19 protein-coding genes and 1 tRNA gene are annotated in these 20,309 nt (G+C 70.0%); 5 read left to right on the top strand and 15 right to left on the bottom strand.

Features of this window, described 5'->3' with window-relative positions:
- Positions 1–43 precede the first annotated feature (43 nt).
- The 5 genes from PYV02_RS08280 to PYV02_RS08260 form a co-directional block, all read right to left on the bottom strand.
- Entirely contained in the window at positions 44–361 is a 318-nt protein-coding gene (locus PYV02_RS08280) for an Rv3654c family TadE-like protein (protein ID WP_275758042.1), read from the bottom strand.
- The gene (locus PYV02_RS08275) at positions 358–675 is read right to left on the bottom strand and encodes a TadE family type IV pilus minor pilin (RefSeq protein WP_275758040.1); all 318 of its coding nucleotides are present in this window, start codon (positions 673–675) and stop codon (positions 358–360) included. The genes PYV02_RS08280 and PYV02_RS08275 overlap by 4 nt, the downstream gene beginning before the upstream one ends.
- A complete protein-coding gene (locus tag PYV02_RS08270; protein WP_275758038.1) occupies positions 672–851 on the bottom strand; it encodes a DUF4244 domain-containing protein in 180 nt (59 codons plus the stop codon). Before PYV02_RS08270 ends, PYV02_RS08275 begins: the two co-directional genes overlap by 4 nt.
- A gap of 86 nt (positions 852–937) precedes the next feature.
- Positions 938–1,837: a type II secretion system F family protein gene (locus tag PYV02_RS08265; RefSeq protein ID WP_275758036.1), complete on the bottom strand. Its 900-nt coding sequence runs from the start codon at positions 1,835–1,837 to the stop codon at positions 938–940.
- Positions 1,834–2,808 (bottom strand): TadA family conjugal transfer-associated ATPase, encoded by a 975-nt coding sequence (locus PYV02_RS08260; protein ID WP_420833603.1) that lies wholly within the window; start codon positions 2,806–2,808, stop codon positions 1,834–1,836. Before PYV02_RS08260 ends, PYV02_RS08265 begins: the two co-directional genes overlap by 4 nt.
- Before the next feature lie 297 nt (positions 2,809–3,105).
- Between PYV02_RS08260 and acs the strand changes: the two genes are divergently transcribed.
- Together acs and PYV02_RS08250 are read left to right on the top strand one after the other, a co-directional pair.
- The gene (acs, locus tag PYV02_RS08255; protein ID WP_275758035.1) at positions 3,106–5,070 is read left to right on the top strand and encodes an acetate--CoA ligase; all 1,965 of its coding nucleotides are present in this window, start codon (positions 3,106–3,108) and stop codon (positions 5,068–5,070) included.
- 85 nt (positions 5,071–5,155) lie between these two features.
- Positions 5,156–6,661, top strand: coding sequence for a UDP-N-acetylmuramoyl-L-alanyl-D-glutamate--2,6-diaminopimelate ligase (locus PYV02_RS08250; protein ID WP_275758033.1), 1,506 nt, complete (start codon positions 5,156–5,158; stop codon positions 6,659–6,661).
- A gap of 1 nt (position 6,662) precedes the next feature.
- Here PYV02_RS08250 and PYV02_RS08245 read toward each other — a convergent pair whose 3' ends face one another.
- Together PYV02_RS08245 and PYV02_RS08240 are read right to left on the bottom strand one after the other, a co-directional pair.
- The gene (locus PYV02_RS08245) at positions 6,663–7,124 is read right to left on the bottom strand and encodes a RidA family protein (RefSeq protein WP_275758031.1); all 462 of its coding nucleotides are present in this window, start codon (positions 7,122–7,124) and stop codon (positions 6,663–6,665) included.
- The gene (locus PYV02_RS08240; RefSeq protein ID WP_275758029.1) at positions 7,124–7,282 is read right to left on the bottom strand and encodes a Sp36 family protein; all 159 of its coding nucleotides are present in this window, start codon (positions 7,280–7,282) and stop codon (positions 7,124–7,126) included. Before PYV02_RS08240 ends, PYV02_RS08245 begins: the two co-directional genes overlap by 1 nt.
- Positions 7,283–7,334: 52 nt before the next feature.
- On the opposite strand from PYV02_RS08240, the gene PYV02_RS08235 reads away from it, so the two are divergent.
- The 3 genes from PYV02_RS08235 (at position 7,335) to PYV02_RS08225 (ending at position 10,952) form a co-directional block, all read left to right on the top strand.
- Positions 7,335–9,896 carry a transglycosylase domain-containing protein gene (locus tag PYV02_RS08235; protein WP_275758027.1) on the top strand — a complete coding sequence of 854 codons (2,562 nt, stop codon included), beginning with the start codon at positions 7,335–7,337 and terminating at the stop codon, positions 9,894–9,896.
- Positions 9,893–10,861, top strand: coding sequence for a metallophosphoesterase (locus PYV02_RS08230; protein WP_275758025.1), 969 nt, complete (start codon positions 9,893–9,895; stop codon positions 10,859–10,861). Before PYV02_RS08235 ends, PYV02_RS08230 begins: the two co-directional genes overlap by 4 nt.
- A gap of 17 nt (positions 10,862–10,878) precedes the next feature.
- Positions 10,879–10,952: transfer RNA gene (locus PYV02_RS08225), tRNA-Pro, on the top strand.
- Positions 10,953–11,167: 215 nt separating this feature from the next.
- Here the strand turns inward: PYV02_RS08225 and PYV02_RS08220 are convergent.
- The 8 genes from PYV02_RS08220 to PYV02_RS08185 form a co-directional block, all read right to left on the bottom strand.
- Positions 11,168–11,818 carry a thymidine kinase gene (locus PYV02_RS08220; protein WP_275758023.1) on the bottom strand — a complete coding sequence of 217 codons (651 nt, stop codon included), beginning with the start codon at positions 11,816–11,818 and terminating at the stop codon, positions 11,168–11,170.
- Positions 11,818–12,495, bottom strand: coding sequence for a response regulator transcription factor (locus PYV02_RS08215; RefSeq protein ID WP_275758021.1), 678 nt, complete (start codon positions 12,493–12,495; stop codon positions 11,818–11,820). The genes PYV02_RS08220 and PYV02_RS08215 overlap by 1 nt, the downstream gene beginning before the upstream one ends.
- A gap of 72 nt (positions 12,496–12,567) precedes the next feature.
- The gene (locus PYV02_RS08210; protein ID WP_275758019.1) at positions 12,568–13,620 is read right to left on the bottom strand and encodes an Rv2578c family radical SAM protein; all 1,053 of its coding nucleotides are present in this window, start codon (positions 13,618–13,620) and stop codon (positions 12,568–12,570) included.
- Between the two features lie 31 nt (positions 13,621–13,651).
- The gene (locus tag PYV02_RS08205) at positions 13,652–15,127 is read right to left on the bottom strand and encodes a malate:quinone oxidoreductase (RefSeq protein ID WP_275758017.1); all 1,476 of its coding nucleotides are present in this window, start codon (positions 15,125–15,127) and stop codon (positions 13,652–13,654) included.
- Positions 15,128–15,172: 45 nt separating this feature from the next.
- Positions 15,173–16,228 carry an aspartate-semialdehyde dehydrogenase gene (locus PYV02_RS08200; RefSeq protein WP_275758015.1) on the bottom strand — a complete coding sequence of 352 codons (1,056 nt, stop codon included), beginning with the start codon at positions 16,226–16,228 and terminating at the stop codon, positions 15,173–15,175.
- 61 nt (positions 16,229–16,289) lie between these two features.
- On the bottom strand, positions 16,290–17,552 hold the full coding sequence (locus PYV02_RS08195) for an aspartate kinase (RefSeq protein WP_275758012.1): 1,263 nt from the start codon (positions 17,550–17,552) through the stop codon (positions 16,290–16,292).
- Between the two features lie 95 nt (positions 17,553–17,647).
- Positions 17,648–18,247 (bottom strand): recombination mediator RecR, encoded by a 600-nt coding sequence (gene recR, locus PYV02_RS08190; protein ID WP_275758010.1) that lies wholly within the window; start codon positions 18,245–18,247, stop codon positions 17,648–17,650.
- Positions 18,247–20,253: a DNA polymerase III subunit gamma and tau gene (locus PYV02_RS08185; protein ID WP_275758008.1), complete on the bottom strand. Its 2,007-nt coding sequence runs from the start codon at positions 20,251–20,253 to the stop codon at positions 18,247–18,249. Before PYV02_RS08185 ends, recR begins: the two co-directional genes overlap by 1 nt.
- Between the last annotated feature and the right edge of the window lie 56 nt (positions 20,254–20,309).

Genomic DNA, 20,309 nt, shown 5'->3' with positions numbered 1-20,309 from the left:
GACACCATACACACCTCGACAGTGATCCTGTCGAATCGGGGGTTCAGCGCGGCGGCCCGGCGGTGGCGCTGGCGGTCACCGGAATGCCGAGGATGCCGCGCCCCACCGTCACGCTCGCCACCAGTCCGTCGAGCTCGCACTCGAGCAGCGACGCCCCGTTGGCGGTCGCCACCCGCTCCGCCGCCTCGCACGGGTAGCCCGGGTGGATGCCGACGGCGACGTCCGCTGCGGCGAGCGCTGCGGCATCCGCCGCGCCCGCGACGGCCTGCCGGGTCGCCAGTGCGGCGTACACCGGCAGGTACATGCCCGCGAGGCCGACGAGCCCCGCGGCCAGCCCGACCGTGACCACGGTGCCGCTCACCGGCCACCGCCGAGTGCGCAGCTGGTCGCCTGCAGCCCGAGCGGGAGCATGCCCGACGCCCGAACCGACAGCGTGGCACACACCAGGTCTCCGTCGGCGCTGCGGGACACCGCGGCGCCGGGCACGAGCTGCGCGGCCACCGCGGGCGGTTCGCCGCGGGCCAGCGAACGGGCGGCGGCGGCCGCGGCATCCTGCAGACGCAGTTGTGCGCCCGCGACCTGCATGCCGGCGAGGCAGCATGCCAACACCACCATGAGGGCGGGCAGCGCGATGGCGAACTCCGCCGTGACACTGCCGCGGTCGGCGGCGATCATCCCGGGATCGACAGCGCCGTGCGCACGAGATCGGTGAGCATGCCGCGCACCTCCTCGGAGCGCAGGATCACCACGAGCAGGCCGGCGAAGCCGACCGCGGCCATGGTCGCGATCGCGTACTCCGCGGTGGCGGCGCCGCGCTCCTGCAGGAGGCGGCGGGTCAGGGGTCGAATCATGATCGTTCCTCTCTCCGGCCCGAGCACCACCATGCTCGCGCCTGCGCGCCGACCGGTGGGCGACGGCAGCCGAACTGCGCACCCGTTCAGAACGAGCCGACTGTGGATGAGAGCACCGCGATCATCAGCGGAAGCACGCCCAGCACGAGGAACGCCGGCAGCACGCAGATGCCGAGCGGCAACATGAGCCGCACCGACAGTGCTGCCGCCGCACGCTGCGCCTGGGCCCTGGCATCGCGTCGCATCTCCTCGGCCTCGGCGCGCAGGAGCTCCGCGGCGGGCACGCCTGCACGTTGCGAGAGATCGAGCACGTCTTCGATGCGGTCCGACGGCGCCTCGATGCCGAAACGCGCGGTCACGGCGGCGACGAGCGCGCGGGAGCGGTCGAGCGCGGCACCGCCGCTGACCGCGATCGCCATGAGATCGAGGTCGAGTCCGGCTGCGGCATCCCGTGGCTGCGCGGAGCGCACCAGTCGCTGGTTCCATGCCCGTGCGGCGAGCATCAGGCCCGCGCCCACCGCCAGGCACGCCCAGCCGACGGGCGAGGCGAACAGCACCGCCAGGGTGCCGAAGCCCATGAGCGCGCCGAACACGACGCCCACCAGCGGCAGCACGAGCACCACCCGCGCGGTCGCCCGCGGCGAGGCGAGGGCCACCGCGGCGTCCCGCTGGGCGTCGGCGAGCGAGCGCAGCGATGCTGAGTACTCGCGCAGCGTCGCCGCCAGCGGCGCGCCCGCCTCGGTCGCCACGGCCCAGGCGGCGGCCAGCCCGCTCCAGCCCTGCCGTTCGAGCCCAGGCAGATCCGCGGATGCCGCGGCGATCGCCCCCGCGACATCGCCCTGCTCCACCACCGCCGCCGGTACCGACGACGCAGAGGACTCGGCCACGAACCGCCACGCGGACGCCGGTGCGACACCCGCGGCCAGCAGCACCGCGAGCCGCTGCGTGACGGTGGCGACCTCGGTCAGCGACGGAGCCGTGCTCACAGCGACACCACCGTGAGCCTGTCGTGCTCGTCGAGCCCGAGCGAACCCATCGACGCCAGCTGACGCCCGCCGCCGTCGCGTTCGAGATGCAGCACCGCGCCGAACGCGCTCACCGCCTGCCGTGCGATGGCGGAGGGCCCGAGCCCGGCGAGCGCACCGAGCGCCTCGAGCCGCGCGGGCACGTCGGCGAGCGAGTTCGCGTGCAGGGTGCCGGCCCCGCCGTCGTGGCCGGTGTTGAGTGCGGCGAGCAGGTCGCGAACCTCTTCGCCGCGGCATTCGCCGAGCACGAGTCGGTCCGGGCGCATCCGGAGCGCCTCGCGCACGAGACGAGCCACGCCGATGCCCCCGGCGCCCTCGAGGTTGGGCTGGCGGGCCTCGAGCGTCACGACATGGGGGTGCCGGATGCGCAGCTCCGCGACATCCTCGATCACCACGATGCGCTCCGTCTCCGCGGCCTCGCCCAGCAGCGACGCGAGCAGGGTGGTCTTGCCTGAGCCGGCGGCACCGGTGATGAGCAGATTCGCGCGACGCGCGACGAGCGCCCGCACCCGCTGCACCCCGACCGCGGCGAAGAACCCCTGCGCGTCGAGTTCGTCGAGGCCGAGCGGCGTCGAATGCGGCACGCGGATCGACAGCAACGTGCGCGGCGCGAGCGGCGGGAGCACCGCGTGCACCCGGATGCCCTCGCCGAGCCGCACATCGACGCACGGCGTCGCCTCGTCGATGTGCCGCCCGCCGGCGGCCACGAGCGAGACGGCGAGATCACGCGCCTCGGACTCGGTGAGCATCACGTGCTCCCGCACCAAGCCGGCGCCGCGGTCGACCCAGACCTCGCCCGGACCGTTGACGAACACGTCCGTCACCTTCGCGTCCGCGACGAACCGCGCGAGCGCACCGAAGCGCTCGCGGTCGATGCGCGGCGGCGCCGGCTCGGCTCCCGGTGGGCTGGCGACGAAGGGCGATGCGTGCACGTCGGAACAGTAAGCCGCTCGTCGCGCCCGCAACGACGGTCGCGCGAAAGCTGTGCGCATCCGGTCGTCGGCACCCGGCGTTAACGAGAGGGGCGGCGCCTATTGGGGGGAACAGGCGCCGCCACAGCGACGCCGGGATTGGGGGGAATCACTCGGGTCGCTCGTCACACTTGCGCATGACGCGCCAAGTCTACCGCCGGTGACCCTGAGGTCAATGGGAGGTTACTAGGATGTTCAGTCAGCACTGTTCACCGTTTCGCGGGATCCTGGCCACCGCGCGAGATCGCAGGGATAACGATGTCCGCACATTCGATTGAAAGCCTGTTCACCGAGACCCGCCACTTCCCACCCTCGCCGGAGTTCGCGGCCGATGCGGTGGCCGGCCCCGAGCTCTACGAGGCGGCCAAGGCCGACCGGCTGGGCTTCTGGGCGGACCGCGCCCGCGAGTACGTGCACTGGCACGAGCCGTTCACGCAGACCCTCGACTGGTCGAACGCGCCGTTCGCCCGCTGGTTCGCCGACGGCAAGCTCAACGTCGCCTACAACTGCCTCGACCGCCACGTGCTGGCGGGCAACGGCGACCGCATCGCGATCCACTGGGAGGGCGAGCCGGGCGACAGCCGTTCGATCAGCTACGCGGAGCTCACCGCCGAGGTCAAGCGCGCGGCGAACGCCCTCGCGGCGCTCGGCATCGGTCAGGGCGACCGGGTCGCGATCTACCTGCCGGTGATCCCGGAGGCGGTCGTCGCGATGCTCGCCGTCGCGCGCCTCGGCGCCGTGCACTCCGTCGTGTTCGGCGGCTTCAGCGCGGAGAGCCTGCGCAGCCGCATCGATGATGCCGCCGCGAAGGTGGTCATCACGGCGGACGGCGGCTGGCGCAAGGGCAAGGTCTTCCCGTTGAAGACCGCGGTGGATGCCGCACTCGCCTCGGGCGACTCCACCGTCGAGCACGTGCTCGTCGTCAAGCGCGGCGAGAACGACGTGGAATGGAAGCACGGCCGCGACCTCTGGTGGCACGAGGAGGTCGCGAAGGTCGAGGCTGAACACGAGGCCGAGGCCTTCGAGGCCGAGAACCCGCTGTTCATCCTCTACACCTCGGGCACGACGGGCCGACCGAAGGGCATCCTGCACACCAGTGGCGGCTACCTGACGCAGACGGCCTTCACCCACAAGAACGTCTTCGACCTGCACCCCGAGACCGACGTCTACTGGTGCACGGCGGACGTCGGCTGGATCACCGGCCACAGCTATGTGGTCTACGGTCCGCTCGCGAACGGTGCGACCCAGGTGCTCTACGAGGGCACGCCGGACACGCCGCATCCGGGTCGCTGGTGGGAGATCATCCAGAAGTACGGGGTGAGCATCTTCTACACGGCGCCCACCGCGATCCGCTCGTTCATGAAGCTCGGCCGAGAGATCCCCAAGAGCTTCGACCTGTCGAGCCTGCGCGTGCTCGGCTCGGTCGGCGAGCCGATCAACCCGGAGGCGTGGATCTGGTACCGCGAGATCATCGGCAGCGGCGTCGCGCCGATCGTCGACACCTGGTGGCAGACCGAGACCGGTGGCATCATGATCAGCGCCCTGCCGGGCATCACGACCCTGAAGCCCGGATCGGCGCAGGTACCGATCCCGGGGATCAAGATCGACATCCTCGACGACGAGGGCACCCGGGTCGACCCGCCGCAGGGTGGCCTGCTCGTCGTGAGCGAGCCATGGCCGGCGATGCTGCGCGGCATCTGGGGCGACCCGGATCGCTACCTGGAGACCTACTGGTCGCGGTTCTCGAAGGACGGCGTGTGGAAGTACTTCGCCGGCGACGGCGCGCATGTCGACAAGGACGGCGACATCGTGCTGCTCGGCCGCGTGGACGACGTGATGAACGTCTCCGGACACCGGCTCTCCACGCAGGAGATCGAGTCCGCGCTCGTCTCGCACCACATGGTCGCCGAGGCCGCCGTGGTGGGGGCCGCGGATGAGGCGACCGGTCAGGCCGTCGTCGCCTTCGTGATCCTCAAAGCGAACCAGAAGGACGTCGAGACCGCCGAGGAGGCCTCGACCGTGTTGCGCGCCCACGTGGCATCCGCGATCGGCGCCATCGCCCGGCCGCGCGAGATCTTCGTCGTCGCCGAGCTGCCGAAGACTCGATCGGGCAAGATCATGCGGCGTCTGCTGCAGGATGTTGCCGAGGGCCGCGAGATCGGCGACACGACGACGCTCGCCGACACCTCGGTGATGCAGATCATCAGCGACAAGCTGCAGTAGGTCGCGGCACGCTCGACCACCGGGTCTCGACGGCCCCGGTGGTCGAGCGGCGCCGGCACTCGGGGCGCCGTACACTGGCTGCATCATGGCGGCCCGTCTCTCCACCCTGCTCGCCACCCTTCCTCCCGGCATGCTGCTCGACTCGAACGGCGACGCCGAGGTCACCGCTCCCGTCGTCGAGGCCAGCGGCGAGGTGCATCCCGGTGCGGTGTTCGTCGCTCGCGTGGGCCTCGGTCGCGACGGCCACGACTTCATCCCGGCCGCCATCGCCGCGGGAGCGGTCGCGATCGTGGGCGAGCGCGAGATCAGCGGGCTGGCCGTGCCGTACGCCCGCGTGCGCGACGCCCAACAGGCGGTGGGATACCTCGCCGCCGAGTACCACGGCAACCCCTCCCGGCACCTCACCGTCGTCGGGGTCACGGGCACGGACGGCAAGACCACCACCTCGACCCTCGTGCGCGCCGTGCTCGAGGCCGGCCTGGGCCGCCGGGTCGGGCTGATGACCACCCTCAACGCCGACACCGGGGATGCCACCACCGACGTCGGCCTGCACGTGACCACCCCGGGCGCCCCCCAGGTGCAGAGCCTGCTCGCCCAGATGGTGCGCAACGGCCTCACCCACGTGGTGGTGGAGATGACCAGCCACGGCCTGGCCCAGGGGCGGCTCAACGGGGTGGAGGTCGATGCGGCGGTGATGACCAATCTCACCCACGAGCACCTCGACTACCACGGCACCTTCGAGGCCTATCGCGATGCCAAGGGCATCCTGTTCGAGCGGGCCGCGGGGGGCATCGCCGTCGTGAACGCCGACGACGAGAACGCCGGCTACTTCGCCGAGCTCGCGGCCGGCGCGACGGTGCTGCGGTACGGCATGGATGACGCGGCACAGACGCGCGCCGAGGCGGTGGAGTACGGGCCGCGGGGCACGCGGTTCACGGTGGGTGGGCATCCGTTCCGCACGGCGCTGCTGGGGCGGTTCAACGTCTCCAACGTGCTCGCCGCGATCACGCTCGGGCGAGCGTTCGGCTTCGACGACGACGCGATCCAGCGCGGCCTCGACGCCGTGGTGGCGATCGACGGTCGCCTCGAGCGCATCGACGAGGGGCAGCCGTTCACGGCGATCGTCGACTTCGCCCACACCCCGAATTCGCTCGGCGCCGTGCTCGGCGTGTGCCGGCAGATGCTCGGCGAGGGCGGTCGGCTCATCGTCGTCTTCGGCAGCGCCGGCCTGCGCGACCGCGAGAAGCGCGCGCTCATGGCGAAGGTCGCGGTCGCCCAGGCCGACCTCACGGTGCTGACCGCAGAGGACCCGCGCACCGAGTCACTCGACGAGATCCTCGCCGAGATGGATGCCGCCGCCACCGCCGCGGGCAGCGAACGCGGGCGCACCCACGTCGTCGTCCCGGACCGCGGCGCCGCCATCCTCTACGCCTGCGAGCAGGCCAGCGCGGGCGATCTCGTGATCGCGTGCGGCAAGGGCCACGAACAGTCGATGGCGTTCGGCACCACGGAGTACCCGTGGGACGACCGCGAGGCGATGCGCTCCGCCCTGCGCGGAACCGCCCTCGCGACCCTGCCGACCGCCGACTGACTCAGGCGAACTCGAGCACGAGCTCCACTTCGACCGGCGAGTCCAGCGGCAGCACCGCGACGCCGACGGCGCTGCGTGCGTGACGCCCGGCATCGCCGAAGATCTCGCCGAGCAGCTCCGAGGCCCCGTTGATCACACCCGGCTGCCCGGTGAACGCGGGGTCGGATGCCACGAACCCGACGACCTTCACCACCCGGGTGACCCGATCCAGCGACCCGATCGCGCCCTCCGCGGCGGCGAGGGCGTTGAGCACGCACGTGGCGGCGTAGGCCTTGGCGTCCTCCGCGGACACGCCGGCGCCGACCTTGCCCGTCGCCGGCAGCGCACCGTCGACGAAGGGCAGCTGCCCGGACGTGTAGACCAGGTTGCCGCTGACGACGGCGGGGATGTAGGCGGCCACCGGTGCGGCGACCGCGGGCAGCGCGAGACCGAGCTCGGTCAGCCGCGCGGCGACGCCGGCCATCAGGCGGCCGCCTTCTGGCGCTTGAAGTAGGCGACGAGACCGCCCTCGGGGCCCGTGACGACCTGGACGAGCTCCCAACCCTCGGATCCCCAGTTGTTGAGGATCGCGGCGGTGTTGTGGATCATGAGCGGTGTGGTGAGGTATTCCCACTGCGGCATTGGCGGCTTCCGTTCAGCTTGGCGCACGGGGTGATCCCGTACCCTTGATCTTATGTCTGCCCAAAAAGCCCCGCGTCGAGGATTCTTCTCCGCGATTCTCGGACTCCTCGGGTTCAGCGCCCTCGCCGGCCTGCTCGTGACCGTCATGGTCGCTCCCGCCATCGCCGTGACCGGGGTCACGGCCTCGAGCGCCATCGGCGTCTTCGACAGCCTGCCCGAGTATCTGGAGATCGGCGACCTCCCCCAGCGCAACGAGATCTACGCGAACTCCGCCGCGGGTCCGGTGCAGATCGCCACGGTCTACGACCAGAACCGCGAGGAGGTGCCGTACGACCAGATCTCGCAGTACGCCCTCGATGCGGCCGTCGACGGCGAGGACCGCCGGTTCTTCGACCACGGCGGTGTGGACATGCCGGGCCTCATCCGCGCGGCGCTCGGCAACATCGGTGCCGGCGGCATCGAGTCGGGCGCATCGACGCTGTCGATGCAGGTCGTGAAGAACACCTTTATCCAGGACGCGCTCAACGAGGAGACCCCGGAGAAGGTCGAGGCCGCCTACGAGAAGGCCGTCGCCACCTCGTTCGACCGCAAGCTCAAGGAGATGAAGCTCGCGATCGGCCTCGAGAAGAAGTACACGAAGAAGGAGATCCTGGTCGCGTACCTGAACATCTCCAACTTCGGCAACGCGACCTACGGCATCCAGGCCGCGGCGCAGCGCTACTTCAGCGTGGATGCGAAGGATCTCACCCTCGCGCAGGCGGCGAGCCTCATCGCGATCGTGCAGTACCCGAACCAGCGCAACCTGGCCGACCCGGAGAACTACGGCGAGAACCAGATCCGCCGCGACTACATCCTGGGCGCCATGCTGGACGCCGGCAGCGTCACCCAGGCCGAGTACGACGAGGCCATCGCCATTCCCGTCGACGAGAACTTCGTCAAGCTCCAGGCGCCGACCAACGGATGCATCGCCGCCAACGACCACGCGAAGTGGTTCTGCGACTACGTGGTCAAGAGCGTGAAGGACTTCGCCTTCCTCGGCGCCACCGAGCAGGAGCGCAAGGACGCCTGGAAGGCCGGCGGCTACAAGCTCTACACCACGCTCGACATGGACGTGCAGGTCACGGCGCAAGACCAGGTCTGGACGTATGCACCCCCGTCGGAGACGACCTTCGCGCTCGGTAGCGCGATCTCGGCGGTGCAGCCGGGCACCGGACGCGTGCTCGTCATGGCGGAGAACAAGATCTTCGACGACTCCCTCGAGCCCCCCGGGCCCGAGTACTCGGCCGTCAACTACAACACGAGCTACAACTACGGCGGCTCGAACGGCATCCAGCCGGGCTCGACGTACAAGCTCTTCACCTTCCTCGCCTGGATGGAGGCCGGCAAGGGCGTGAACGAACGACTCGTGGCCGATCCGGGCCGCATGGAACAGTCGTCGTTCAAGGTGTGCGGCGACGCCGCCGGAGGACCGCCTTTCACCTTCCGCAACGCGAGCAACGAGAAGGGCATCTACACGATCCGTGACGGCACGGTGCAGTCCATCAACGGCATCTACTTCCGCATGGCCCAGCAGCTCGACCTCTGTGACATCCGGGATGTCGCAGTGCGACTCGGCGTCGAGCGCGCCGACGGCGGCGAACTCGAGACCAACGTCAGCTCGATCATCGGCACGAACTACGTCACGCCGCTGAGCATGGCGGGGGCCTACGCGACGGTCGCCGCGCTCGGCAAGTACTGCAAGCCGATCATCGTCGACACCGTGATCAAGCCCACCGGCGAGGAGATCACCGGCCAGACGCCAGAGTGCAAGAACGTGCTCTCGCCCGAGGTCGCCGCGACCGCGGTCGACGTGCTCAAGCAGGTGCTGAACGTGAGCGCGACCGCGAACGCGAACCCGCGCGACGGCGTGCCGATCTTCGGCAAGACCGGCACCACCGACAGCAACAACCAGACCTGGATGGCCTCGGCCACCACGAACATCGCGATGGCGGTGTGGGTCGGTAACAGCATCGGGGACTACGACATGTTCGACGCCAGCTACAACGGCGTCAGAGGACAGCTGCTGCGGCACATCATCACGCGCAACGTGATCGGCACCGCCAATGCCAAGTACGGCGGCGGCGACTGGCCCGCGCCCGCGGCGAACCTGCTCACCGGTTCCGGTGCCGAGATCCCGAACGTCGTCGGGCTCACCCCGGAGGCCGCGAAGGCGCTGCTCGAGAGCCTCGGCTTCTCGTTCGCCGACGGCGGTCAGGTCGACTCGGATGCCGACGCCGGCAAGATCGTGCAGACCGACCCTGCGGCAGGAACCCAGTCGGCCAAGGGCGCGCTCGTGACCGTCTACACCAGCAAGGCGAACATGAAGGCGTTCCCGGATGTCGTCGGTGACGGCACCCAGTTCACCTTCGGCCAGGCGCAATCCACGCTGGGCAGCCAGTATCCGAGCGTCTCGCAGACCTGTGTGGTGCTCGAGCCGCTGAACGGCGACCCCGCGGTGCTGCCGGGTGATCCGCGCATCGACAAGGTGCAGGCATCCAACCCCGCACCGGGCACCAAGGTGATCCCCGGCGTCGCGGTGACGCTGTCCATCGGCAAGATCACCTGCAGCCCTTGACCGGCAGACCCAGGCATCCGGCTGCCACGGCCCTCGGGGCCGTGGCAGCCGCGGGTGCGGCCGCCCTGGCCTGGGGCGCGCTCGTCGAACGCAACCGGTTCACGGTGCGTCACGACATCCTGCCGATCCTCGACCCGGGTGCGCGTTCGCTGACCGTGCTGCACCTCTCCGATCTGCACATGGCGCCGTGGCAGCGGCGCAAGCAGGAGTGGGTGCGATCGCTCGCGGTCTACGAGCCCGATCTCATCGTGAACACCGGCGACAACCTCGGCCACCCGGACGGCATCGACGGCATCGAGGCGGCGTTCGCCGCCTTCGCCGGGGTGCCGGGCGTGTTCGTGAACGGGTCCAACGACTACTACGGCCCCCAGGCCAAGAACCCGTTCGCCTACTTCGGCGGGCCCTCGGGTCACGTGCAGAAGTCGCCGACCCTCGACACCGGGCAGCTCGAGCGCTACTTCGAGCACGATCTGGGCTGGCTCTCGTTGAACAACGCGGCCAGGGCGATCGAGATCCGCGATTCGCGGCTCGAGTTCTTCGGCGTCAACGACGCGCACCGCGGCTGGGACCGGCTCGACCGGCTGCCGACCGTGATCGAGGAGATGCGCGAGAACGTCGGCTGGCAGGACGACAGCGCGGGCCCCGATGTCGTGACGATCGGCGTGACGCACGCACCGTACCGCCGCGTGCTGGACTCCTTCGTCACCTACGGTGCCGACGTGATCTTCGCCGGGCACACCCACGGCGGCCAGGTGCGGCTGCCCGGCCTGCCCGCACTCGTGACGAACTGCGACATCCCACGCGAGCAGGCGCAGGGGCTGAGTGTGTGGCACCACGCCCGCCACGCGGCCTATCTGGAGGTCAGCGCGGGCCTCGGAACGTCGATCTACGCGCCCGTGCGCTTCTTCTGCCCACCGGAAGCGGTGATCGTGACACTGACGGCCGGAGATATCGGCTATTCTTGATGAGGCCCTCGGGTCATCGGGGTGTGGCGCAGTTTGGTAGCGCGCTTCGTTCGGGACGAAGAGGTCGTGGGTTCAAATCCCGCTACCCCGACACTTGTTTGGCAGTCGCGTCCCGAGTCGTCCTTCACGGATGATTCGGGGCCGGCCCTCCGCGTCGTCGGCTGCGCCGTGCAACCGAGCGCCGCATCCCCGTCGTCGCCCACCATTGCGGAGGACGACACGCCGCTTCTGCAAGCATCCACCCGGGCGAGACGGCGCGCCGTCCTCCCGAATGGTGTGTTCTGCGGAGGCGGAGCGGACGCGGCCTCAGGCGAAGTCCGGATCCGGTGCGCTGCGGTAGCTGAAGTCCGCCTTCGGGCGCCAGCCGTTGTTGAGCACACCGCCGGACTCGTCGAGGTAGCAGGCACCGCAGAGGCTCTCGTACGTGACATCCGCGCCGTCGATCGCGACCTGGTCGCCGTCGAAGATGAACCGGCCGTCCACCTGGCGGGCGTTGAACACCGCCTTGCGACCGCAGCGGCAGATCGTCTTGAGCTCTTCGAGCGAGTGCGCGATCTCGAGCAGGCGCCGGCTGCCGGGGAACGCCACCGTCTGAAAGTCGGTGCGGATGCCGTACGCGAGCACCGGCACGCTGTCGAGTATCGCGATCCGCAGCAGGTCGTCCACCTGCTGCTCGCTGAGGAACTGCGCCTCGTCGATGAGCAGACAGCTCACCGCCACCTCACCCCGCCGCTCGCGCTGGAACGCCTCGTAGAGGTCTTCCTCCGGGCCGATGGTGAAGTCGACCGAACGGGTCACGCCCAACCGCGAGACGATGGCCGCCTCGCCCTTCGTGTCGATGGCGGGCTTGGCCAGCAGCACGCGCTGGCCGCGCTCCTCGTAGTTGAATGCGGCCTGCAGGAGCGCCGTGCTCTTGCCGCTGTTCATCGCTCCGTAGCGGAAGTACAGCTTGCTCATCAGTTCAGATAGCCGTCTTCGGCCGCGCGTCGGATGAGTTCCGCCTTCTTGCTGGCGGGGCGATTGGCCCTCGAGTACTTTTCCCTCACCCGTCGAAGATACGTCTTCGCGGTCTCGTACTGCACGTTCATGCGCTCCGCGACCTCGGGTGTGCTGAGCCCCGAGGTGTAGAGAATGAGCGCCTGCTCCTCGCCCGCGCTGAGCTTCGGGCGCGACTGCGTCGGCAGTCCGCTCGTGCGGGGACGCCCCTCGCGGGCGATGGCGGGGCTGACCTGCAGGCCCATGACGGCACGCGCGGCATCCATGACCTCGCGCATGGGCATCGACTTCGACAGGAACGCCGCCGCCCCCGCGTCCAACGCGCGATCCCTCGACTCCTTCGAGTCGAGGCTGGTGAGTACGACCACCTTCGCTCCGGCCGCGCGGCAGGTGCGCACGCGAGCCTCGATGGAGACCGGCTCCCGAAGCTGGAAGTCGAGGAACACCAGATCCGTCGGAAACGCGGGGCTGTGCACGAGCTGCAGCCAGGTGCTCGCGCTCAACACGAGATCGAAGTCGGGCGCATTGCTCGAGATCCACGTCGCGAGGCTGTCGAGCAGCACCTCGTGATCGTCGAGGATGGCCAGGCGCACGCGCGGCGCAGCGACGTCGTGCGTCACCGCATCGTCGACCGCCATGGTTCCCCCTGTTCCCGCAGTCCACTATGGCACCACACGAGCACGATCTGTACCCCGCTCTCGGGGTACAGGTCAGAACAGGGTCGGCTGGGTGGCCGGCAGCTCCGCGACGATGAGCCCGCGTGCGCCCCTCAGAGCCGCGCTGCGCACGCCGCCGGTCGAAGGGTCCACCGCGCTGCGCTCGAGCCCGTAGCGGCGCAGCAGTGGCCGCATGCGCCGCGCCAGCCACTCGCGGTACCCCTTGGCCGCGTACGAACTCGTGCCGTAGACCTCGGCATAGCGCGCCACGAGGTGCGGATGCTCGCGCTGCAGCCACTCGAGAAACCACTCGCGGGCGCCCGGACGCAGATGCAGGCTCGTGTACAGCACCGAGGTGGCCCCCGCGCCCTTCACCTGCTGGAGGGCGGCGTCGAGGTGCTCGACGGTGTCGGTGAGGTACGGCAGCACCGGCATCAGGAACACGGAGCACTCGAGCCCGTGATCGCGCACCGCGCGCACGGTGTCGAGTCGGGCCCTCGTCGTCGGCGTGCCGGGCTCGAGGGACTGCTGCAGCTCGTCGTCGTAGATCGCGATCGACATCGCGAGATCGACGTTCACGTGCTCCGCGGCCTCGGCCAGCAGTGGCAGATCGCGGCGCAGCAGCGTGCCCTTCGTGAGGATGCTGAACGGCGTGCCGCTGTCGGCCAGCGCCGCGATGATGCCGGGCATCAGCCGGTAGCGCCCCTCCGCCCGCTGGTAGGGGTCGGTGTTGGTGCCGAGCGCGACCGGGTGCCGCCCCCACGTCGGTCGCGCGAGCTCCTTCGCGAGCACCTCCGCGACGTTGACCTTGACGATCACCTCGCCGTCGAAGTCCCGCCCGGCGTCGAGGTCGAGGTAGCGGTGGGTGCCGCGGGCGTAGCAGTAGACGCAGGCATGACTGCACCCCCGATACGGGTTGATGGTCCAACCGAACGGCATCGCACTCTGCCCCGGCACCCTGTTGAGCGCGGACTTCGCGAGCACCTCGTGAAAACGCATGCCCGCGAACTCGGGGGTCGTGACCGACCGCACGAGGTTGGAGAGTCGCGCCAGGCCCGGGAGCGCGCTCGCACTCTCGGCGTCGAGTTCCTGATCAGACCATCGCACCCGATGATTCGAACATATGTTCGAATCGAGGTCAAGCCTGGATGCCGAGCGCCTTCGCCGTGTCCGCCAGCGTGCTCGCGGCGAGCTTCGGGTCGTCGGAGAGCTGCCTGCCGTAGCTCGGGACCATCTCGGTCAGCCGCGGCATCCACCCCTCGATGCGGTCGGGGAAGCACTTCTCGATCACCTGCAGCATGATCGGCACGGCGGTCGACGCACCCGGAGAGGCACCGAGCAGGCCGGCGATCGACCCGTCGGAGGCCGCGACGACCTCGGTGCCGAACTGCAGCACGCCGAGCTTCTTCTTGTCCTTCTTGATCACCTGCACGCGCTGTCCGGCCGTGATGCGGTACCAGTCGGCGGGGTCGGCATCCGGGTAGAAGCGCTGCAACTCCGCGAACTTCGTCGAGGGCCGCGCGACGAGCTGCCCGATCAGGTAGCTCACGAGCGACAGGTTCTGCAGGCCCGCGGCGACCATCGGCACCAGGTTGTGCCAGCGGATCGAGGCGAACAGGTCGAGCACCGAGCCGGACTTGAGGAACTTGGGGCTGAAACCGGCGTACGGTCCGAACATCAGGCTGCCGCTGCCGTCCACGACGCGCTTGTCGAGGTGCGGCACCGACATCGGCGGCGAGCCGACCGCGGCCTTGCCGTAGACCTTCGTGGTGTGGCGCGCGACGACCTCGGGGTTGTCGGTGCGCAGGAACTCGCCGCTGACCGGGAAGCCGCCGTACCCGCGGATCTCCTTGATGCCCGACTTCTGCAGCAGATTGAGCGCCCAGCCGCCGGCGCCGACGAACACGAAACGCGCGGTGACCGGCTCCATCGGGGTGCCGCCGACGTCGTGGCGCAGGCTGAGCTTCCAGGTGCGGTCGCGCTGGCGCGTGACGTTCGTCACGAGCGTGCCCCGTGTGAACGTGCCGCCGGCATCGACGACGCGACCGGTGAGCAGGCGCGTCAGGGCGCCGAAGTCCACGTCGGTGCCCGAGGCGATGCGGGTCGCGGCGATCGGCTCGGACTTCGCCCGGCCCGGGATCATCAGGGGCGCCCAGGAGCGGATGACGCGAGCGTCCTCGCTGTACTCCATACCCGCGAACAGCGGGTGATCCTTCAGCGCCTCGAAGCGCTTGCGCAGGTAGTCGACGTTGGACTGACCCCATACGAAGCTCATGTGCGGCGTCGCGTTGATGAAGGCGGAGGGCTCCGGGATGGCGCCGATCTTCACGAGGTGCGCCCAGAACTGCCGGGAGACCTGGAACTGCTCGTTGACCTTCACCGCGCTCGCGATGTCGATGGTGCCGTCCGCGCGCTGCGGGGTGTAGTTCAGCTCGCACAGCGCCGCGTGGCCGGTGCCGGCGTTGTTCCAGGGGTTCGAGCTCTCCTCGGCGACTTCGCCGAGACGCTCGAAGATGCGGATGTCCCACTCGGGCTGAAGCTCTTTGAGGATGGCGCCGAGGGTCGCGCTCATGATGCCGCCACCGACGAGGGCGACGTCGATGGGGGTGTTCACGCCCTCGATTCTACCGGCCCCCGCGAGCGCACCCGTGCGGGGCGGCTAGTCGACGGGGCTCAGGCGCGCGGCGACGAGCTCGGCGATCTGCACGGCGTTGAGCGCCGCGCCCTTGCGCAGGTTGTCGTTGCTGATGAACAGCGCGAGGCCGCGGCCGTTCGGCACGCCCTCATCCTGGCGGATGCGGCCGACGAAGCTCGGGTCCTTGCCGGCGGCCTCGAGGGGCGTCGGCACGTCCGTGAGCACCACGCCCGGGGCATCCTTCAGCAACTCCTTGGCGCGCTCGACGCTCAGCGGGCTCGCGAACTCGGCGTTGATCGCCAGCGAGTGGCCGGTGAAGACGGGCACGCGCACGCACAGGCCGCTCACGAGCAGCTCGGGCAGCTCGAGGATCTTGCGGCTCTCGTTGCGCAGCTTCTTTTCCTCGTCAGTCTCGAAGAGGTCGTCGTCGACGAAGCTGCCGGCCTGCGGGATCACGTCGAACGCGATCGTCTTCGGGAAGGCGCTCGGGGCCGGGAAGTCCACGGATGCCCCGTCGTGCACGAGCTCGATGGCATCCTGTGCGACGGCCGCCTTCGCCTGGGCGAGAAGCTCCTCCCCGCCCTTGAGCCCGGCGCCCGAGACCGCCTGGTAGGTGGAGACGATCAGGCGCTGCAGCCCGGCCTCGGTGTCGAGCACCTTGAGCACCGGCATCGCGGCCATCGTGGTGCAGTTGGGGTTGGCGATGATGCCCTTGCGGGCTTCGCCGATCGCGTGCGGGTTGACCTCGCTGACCACGAGCGGCACGTCCGGGTCCATGCGCCAACCGGAGGAGTTGTCGATGACGAGCACGCCGGCCTCCGCGAAGCGGAGTGCCTGCGCCTTGCTCGTGGTGGCGCCAGCGGAGAAGATCGCGATGTCGAGCCCGGTCGGATCGGCGGTCGCGGCATCCTCGACCACGATCTGCTCGCCCTTGAACTCGAGGGTCGTGCCGGCGCTGCGCGCGGAGGCGAAGAAGCGGATCTCGGCGATGGGGAAGTCCCGCTCGTGAAGAAGCTGGCGCACCACCGCGCCGACCTGTCCCGTTGCGCCGACGACGCCGATTCGTACTCCGCTAGTCATGCGTTCGATTCTAGGTCTCGGCCGCAGCGCCCGCCGTCGAGAGACTGCCAGCCAGCGCCGCTTAGCGGCCGGTTCCGGCGTACACGACGGCCTCGTCGTCGCCGTCGAGGCCGAACGCGGTGTGCACGACTCGCACGGCGTCGTCGAGCTGGTCCGCGCGGGTGACCACGGAGATGCGGATCTCGCTCGTGGAGATCATCTCGATGTTGATGCCGGCATCCGAGAGGGCCGTGAAGAGCTTCGCGGAGACGCCGGCATTCGTGCGCATGCCCGCCCCGACCACGGCGAGCTTGCCGATCTGATCGTCGTGCTGCACCGAATCGAAGCCCACCTCGTCCTGGTGGGCGGTCAGTGCCGTGATCACCTTCTGCGCGTCCGACTTCGGCACCGTGAACGAGATGTCGGTGAGCCCGGTGAGCGCTGCGGAAACGTTCTGCACGATCATGTCGATGTTCGCGTCGGTGTCGGCGACGATCGTGAAGATGCGGGCGGCCTTGCCCGGCACGTCCGGCACACCGACGACGGTGATCTTCGCCTCGCTCGTGTCGGCTGCCACACCGGTGATGATCGCCTCTTCCACGATCTCTCCTTCCTTCGGGTTCACGACGAGCGTGCCCTGGTGGTTGTTGAACGACGAGCGCACGTGCAGCGTCACACCGTGCCGGCGCGCATATTCGACGGCACGGATGTAGAGCACCTTCGCCCCCGCTGCCGCCAGCTCCAGCATTTCCTCGCTGGTGACCCGGTCGATCTTGCGTGCGGTGGGCACGACGCGGGGGTCCGCGGTGAAGACGCCATCGACGTCGGTGTAGATCTCGCACACCTCGGCGCCGAGGGCCGCCGCGAGGGCGACCGCCGTCGTGTCCGAGCCGCCGCGGCCGAGGGTGGTGATGTCGCCGTGGGCGTTGATGCCCTGGAAGCCGGCGACGATGGCGATGGCGCCCGATTCGAGGGCGTCGCGCACCCGCTTGGGGGCGACATCCACGATGCGGGCCGAGCCGTGCCGTGCGTCGGTCATCAGTCCGGCCTGGCTGCCGGTGTAGCTGCGGGCCTCGACCCCGAGGCCCTTGATCGCCATGGCCAGCAGCGCCATCGAGATGCGCTCGCCGGCGGTGAGCAGCATGTCGAGCTCGCGACCGGACGGCACCGGCACCACCTGCTCGGCCAGCTCCAGCAGGTCGTCGGTCGTGTCGCCCATCGCGGAGACGACGACCACCACGTCGTGACCGGCCTTCTTGGTCTCCACGATCCGTTTGGCGACGCGCTTGATGCTCTCGGCATCGGCGACCGATGAGCCCCCGAACTTCTGGACGATGAGGCTCACTGGAACTCCGGATGATGGACGACGGCGACGCACCATCTTACGGCGTGCACAGCGCTAGCCTGACCTCGTGGGCGGATGCCGGGGTTCGGGCAGGCTCAGTTCTCGACCAGTCGGCGGCCCTCGAAGGCCCGCCCGAGCGTGACCTCGTCCGCGTACTCCAGGTCGCCGCCGACCGGGAGACCGGATGCCAGCCTCGTGACCCGCAGGTTCGGATACTGCAACAGGCGCGTGAGGTACGTCGCCGTCGCCTCGCCCTCGAGGTTCGGGTCGGTCGCGATGATCACCTCGGTGACCGTGCCGTCGGCGAGGCGGGACAGCAGCTGCTTGATGCGCAGATCGTCCGGTCCGATGCCATCGATCGGGCTGATCGCACCGCCGAGCACGTGGTACAGGCCCTTGAACTCGCGGGTGCGCTCGATCGCCACGACGTCCTTCGCCTCCTCGACGACGCAGATGGTCGCGGCCGAGCGACGCGGGTCGCGGCAGATCGAGCAGGTGCTCTCCTCGGTCACGTTGCCGCAGATGTCGCAGAAGCGCACCTTGTCGCGCACGTCGCGCAGCACCTCCGACAGGCGCGTGACGTCGAAGCTCTCGGTCTGCAGGATGTGGAACGCGATGCGCTGCGCTGACTTCGGTCCGATGCCGGGAAGCCGACCGAGTTCGTCGATGAGCTCCTGCACGATGCCGTCGTACATCAGTCCTCCGCCCGCGGTACGACGCGCGGCGCGACGGTCTGCTCCTCGATGAAGCTGGCGCCGAGCAGCTCGCGCACGACCGACTCGCCGTAGCGGGCCGGCTCGCTCGATGCGGTGGGCACCACGGCCTTCGCCTCGGGCTTCTGCGGGGCCGGGGCCGGCGCGGCGTCCGGGATCGCGGCGACCGCCCAGCCCTCGCTCTCGGTGGGCGGGAAGTCGTCGGCCGGCGGCTCGTCCATCGGCGGCTCGTCCGAGGGCGGGGGGTCGGCCGGCGCGGCGGGCGGCTGCGCAGCGGGCGACGACGACGCGGTCTCGGCGGGTGCCTGCGCGGCAGCGGGGGGCTGGGCGGGGTCGGCGGGCGCGGCCTCGGCATCGGAGGTGCGGGCGGTCGCGGCATCCACGCGGGCGATGAACGCGGGCTCGAGACCGAGCACCTGCACGAACGCCTTCTTGAGCAGCTCGCCGACGCCCTGGCCCGGTGCCGCCGGCTGCTTGAGCGCGTCGACATCCTTCTGGCTCGGGAACGAGAGCACGAGGGTCTTGCCGTCGCGCAGTTCGAGCGGGCGAGCCGTGTAGACGACCATCCAGGCGTTGAGCTTGGTCTCCTTGACGACGTCGAGGATCTCCAGCCACGAGTCCTTCACGTGCTGCAGCGTCACGGGGCCCACCGGTTTCGGCGCCGCGACCGGCGGCTTCGCGGGAGGCGCCGTGGCCGCCTCCCGCGAGACCGTCGGCTCCGTCGCCACGGTTGGCTCGGGCACCGCCTCGCCTCGCGTCGGTGCCGCATCGGGTCGAGCGGTCGGGGTCGCCTGCGCCGGTGCATCCGCGACCCCGATGCGGCGCTCGAGCCGCTCCACGCGCGCGAGGGCACCGCGCTCCGTGTCGTCGCTGGCCGGAACCAGGATGCGCGCCGCCATGAGCTCGAGGTGCAGTCGCGGCGAGGTGGCGCCGGTCATCTCCGTGAGCGCGGTGTTGACGGCATCCGCAGCCCTGGAGAGCTCGGCCGCACCGAAGCTCGCCGCCTGCGCGGTCATGCGGTCGAGCTGGTCCTGCGGAACCCCCCGGAGCACCGCCGCGGCATTGCCGGAGGTCGCCGCGACCACGATGAGATCCCGCAGTCGCTCGAGCAGGTCCTCCACGAAGCGCCGCGGGTCCTGGCCGGTCTGGATGACGCGGTCGATCGCGGAGAAGACGGCCGCGGCATCCCGGGCGGCGAAGGCCTCGACCACCTCGTCGAGCAACGCGCCGTGCGTGTAGCCGAGCAGGGCGACCGCGCGTTCGTATTCGATCGTCACGGTGCCCGAATCCGACGGGGCCTCCGAGCCGGCCATGAGCTGGTCGAGCAGGCTGAGCGTGTCGCGCACCGAGCCGCCACCGGCGCGCACCACGAGCGGCAGCACACCGGGCTCGACCTCGATGCCCTCGGACGTGCACAACTGCTGCACGTAGTCGAGCATCTGCGCGGGCGGCACGAGCCGGAACGGGTAGTGATGCGTGCGCGAGCGGATCGTGCCGATGACCTTCTCGGGCTCGGTGGTCGCGAAGATGAACTTCACGTGCTCCGGCGGCTCTTCCACGATCTTCAGCAGCGCATTGAAGCCCTGCGGCGTGACCATGTGCGCCTCGTCGAGGATGAAGATCTTGAACCGGTCGCGCGCCGGGGCGAACACGGCGCGCTCGCGCAGGTCCCGCGCGTCGTCGACGCCGTTGTGGGATGCCGCGTCGATCTCCACGACGTCCAGCGAGCCACTGCCGTCCCGACTGAGCTCCACGCAGGAGGGGCACACCCCGCACGGCGTATCCGTCGGCCCCTCGGCGCAGTTGAGGCAGCGGGCGAGGATGCGCGCCGACGTGGTCTTGCCGCAGCCGCGCGGACCGCTGAACAGGTAGGCGTGGTTGACCCGGTCGGTGCGCAGCGCCGTGCGCAGCGGATCGGTCACCTGCGACTGGCCGATGAGCTCGGCGAACGTCTCCGGCCGGTAACGGCGGTACAGGGCAGCGACCACGTCACCAGCGTAGCCGCGCCGGGTGACACGTGCGGGCGCCGAGGGACGTGGTGAGC

The sequence above is a fragment of the Antiquaquibacter metalliresistens genome (genome assembly GCF_029211225.1).
GTDB classification, from domain to species: Bacteria; Actinomycetota; Actinomycetes; order Actinomycetales; family Microbacteriaceae; genus Rhodoglobus; species Rhodoglobus metalliresistens.
The sequence above is the reverse complement of the archived record's forward strand: the minus strand, read 5'-3'. Positions and strand labels throughout refer to the sequence as shown.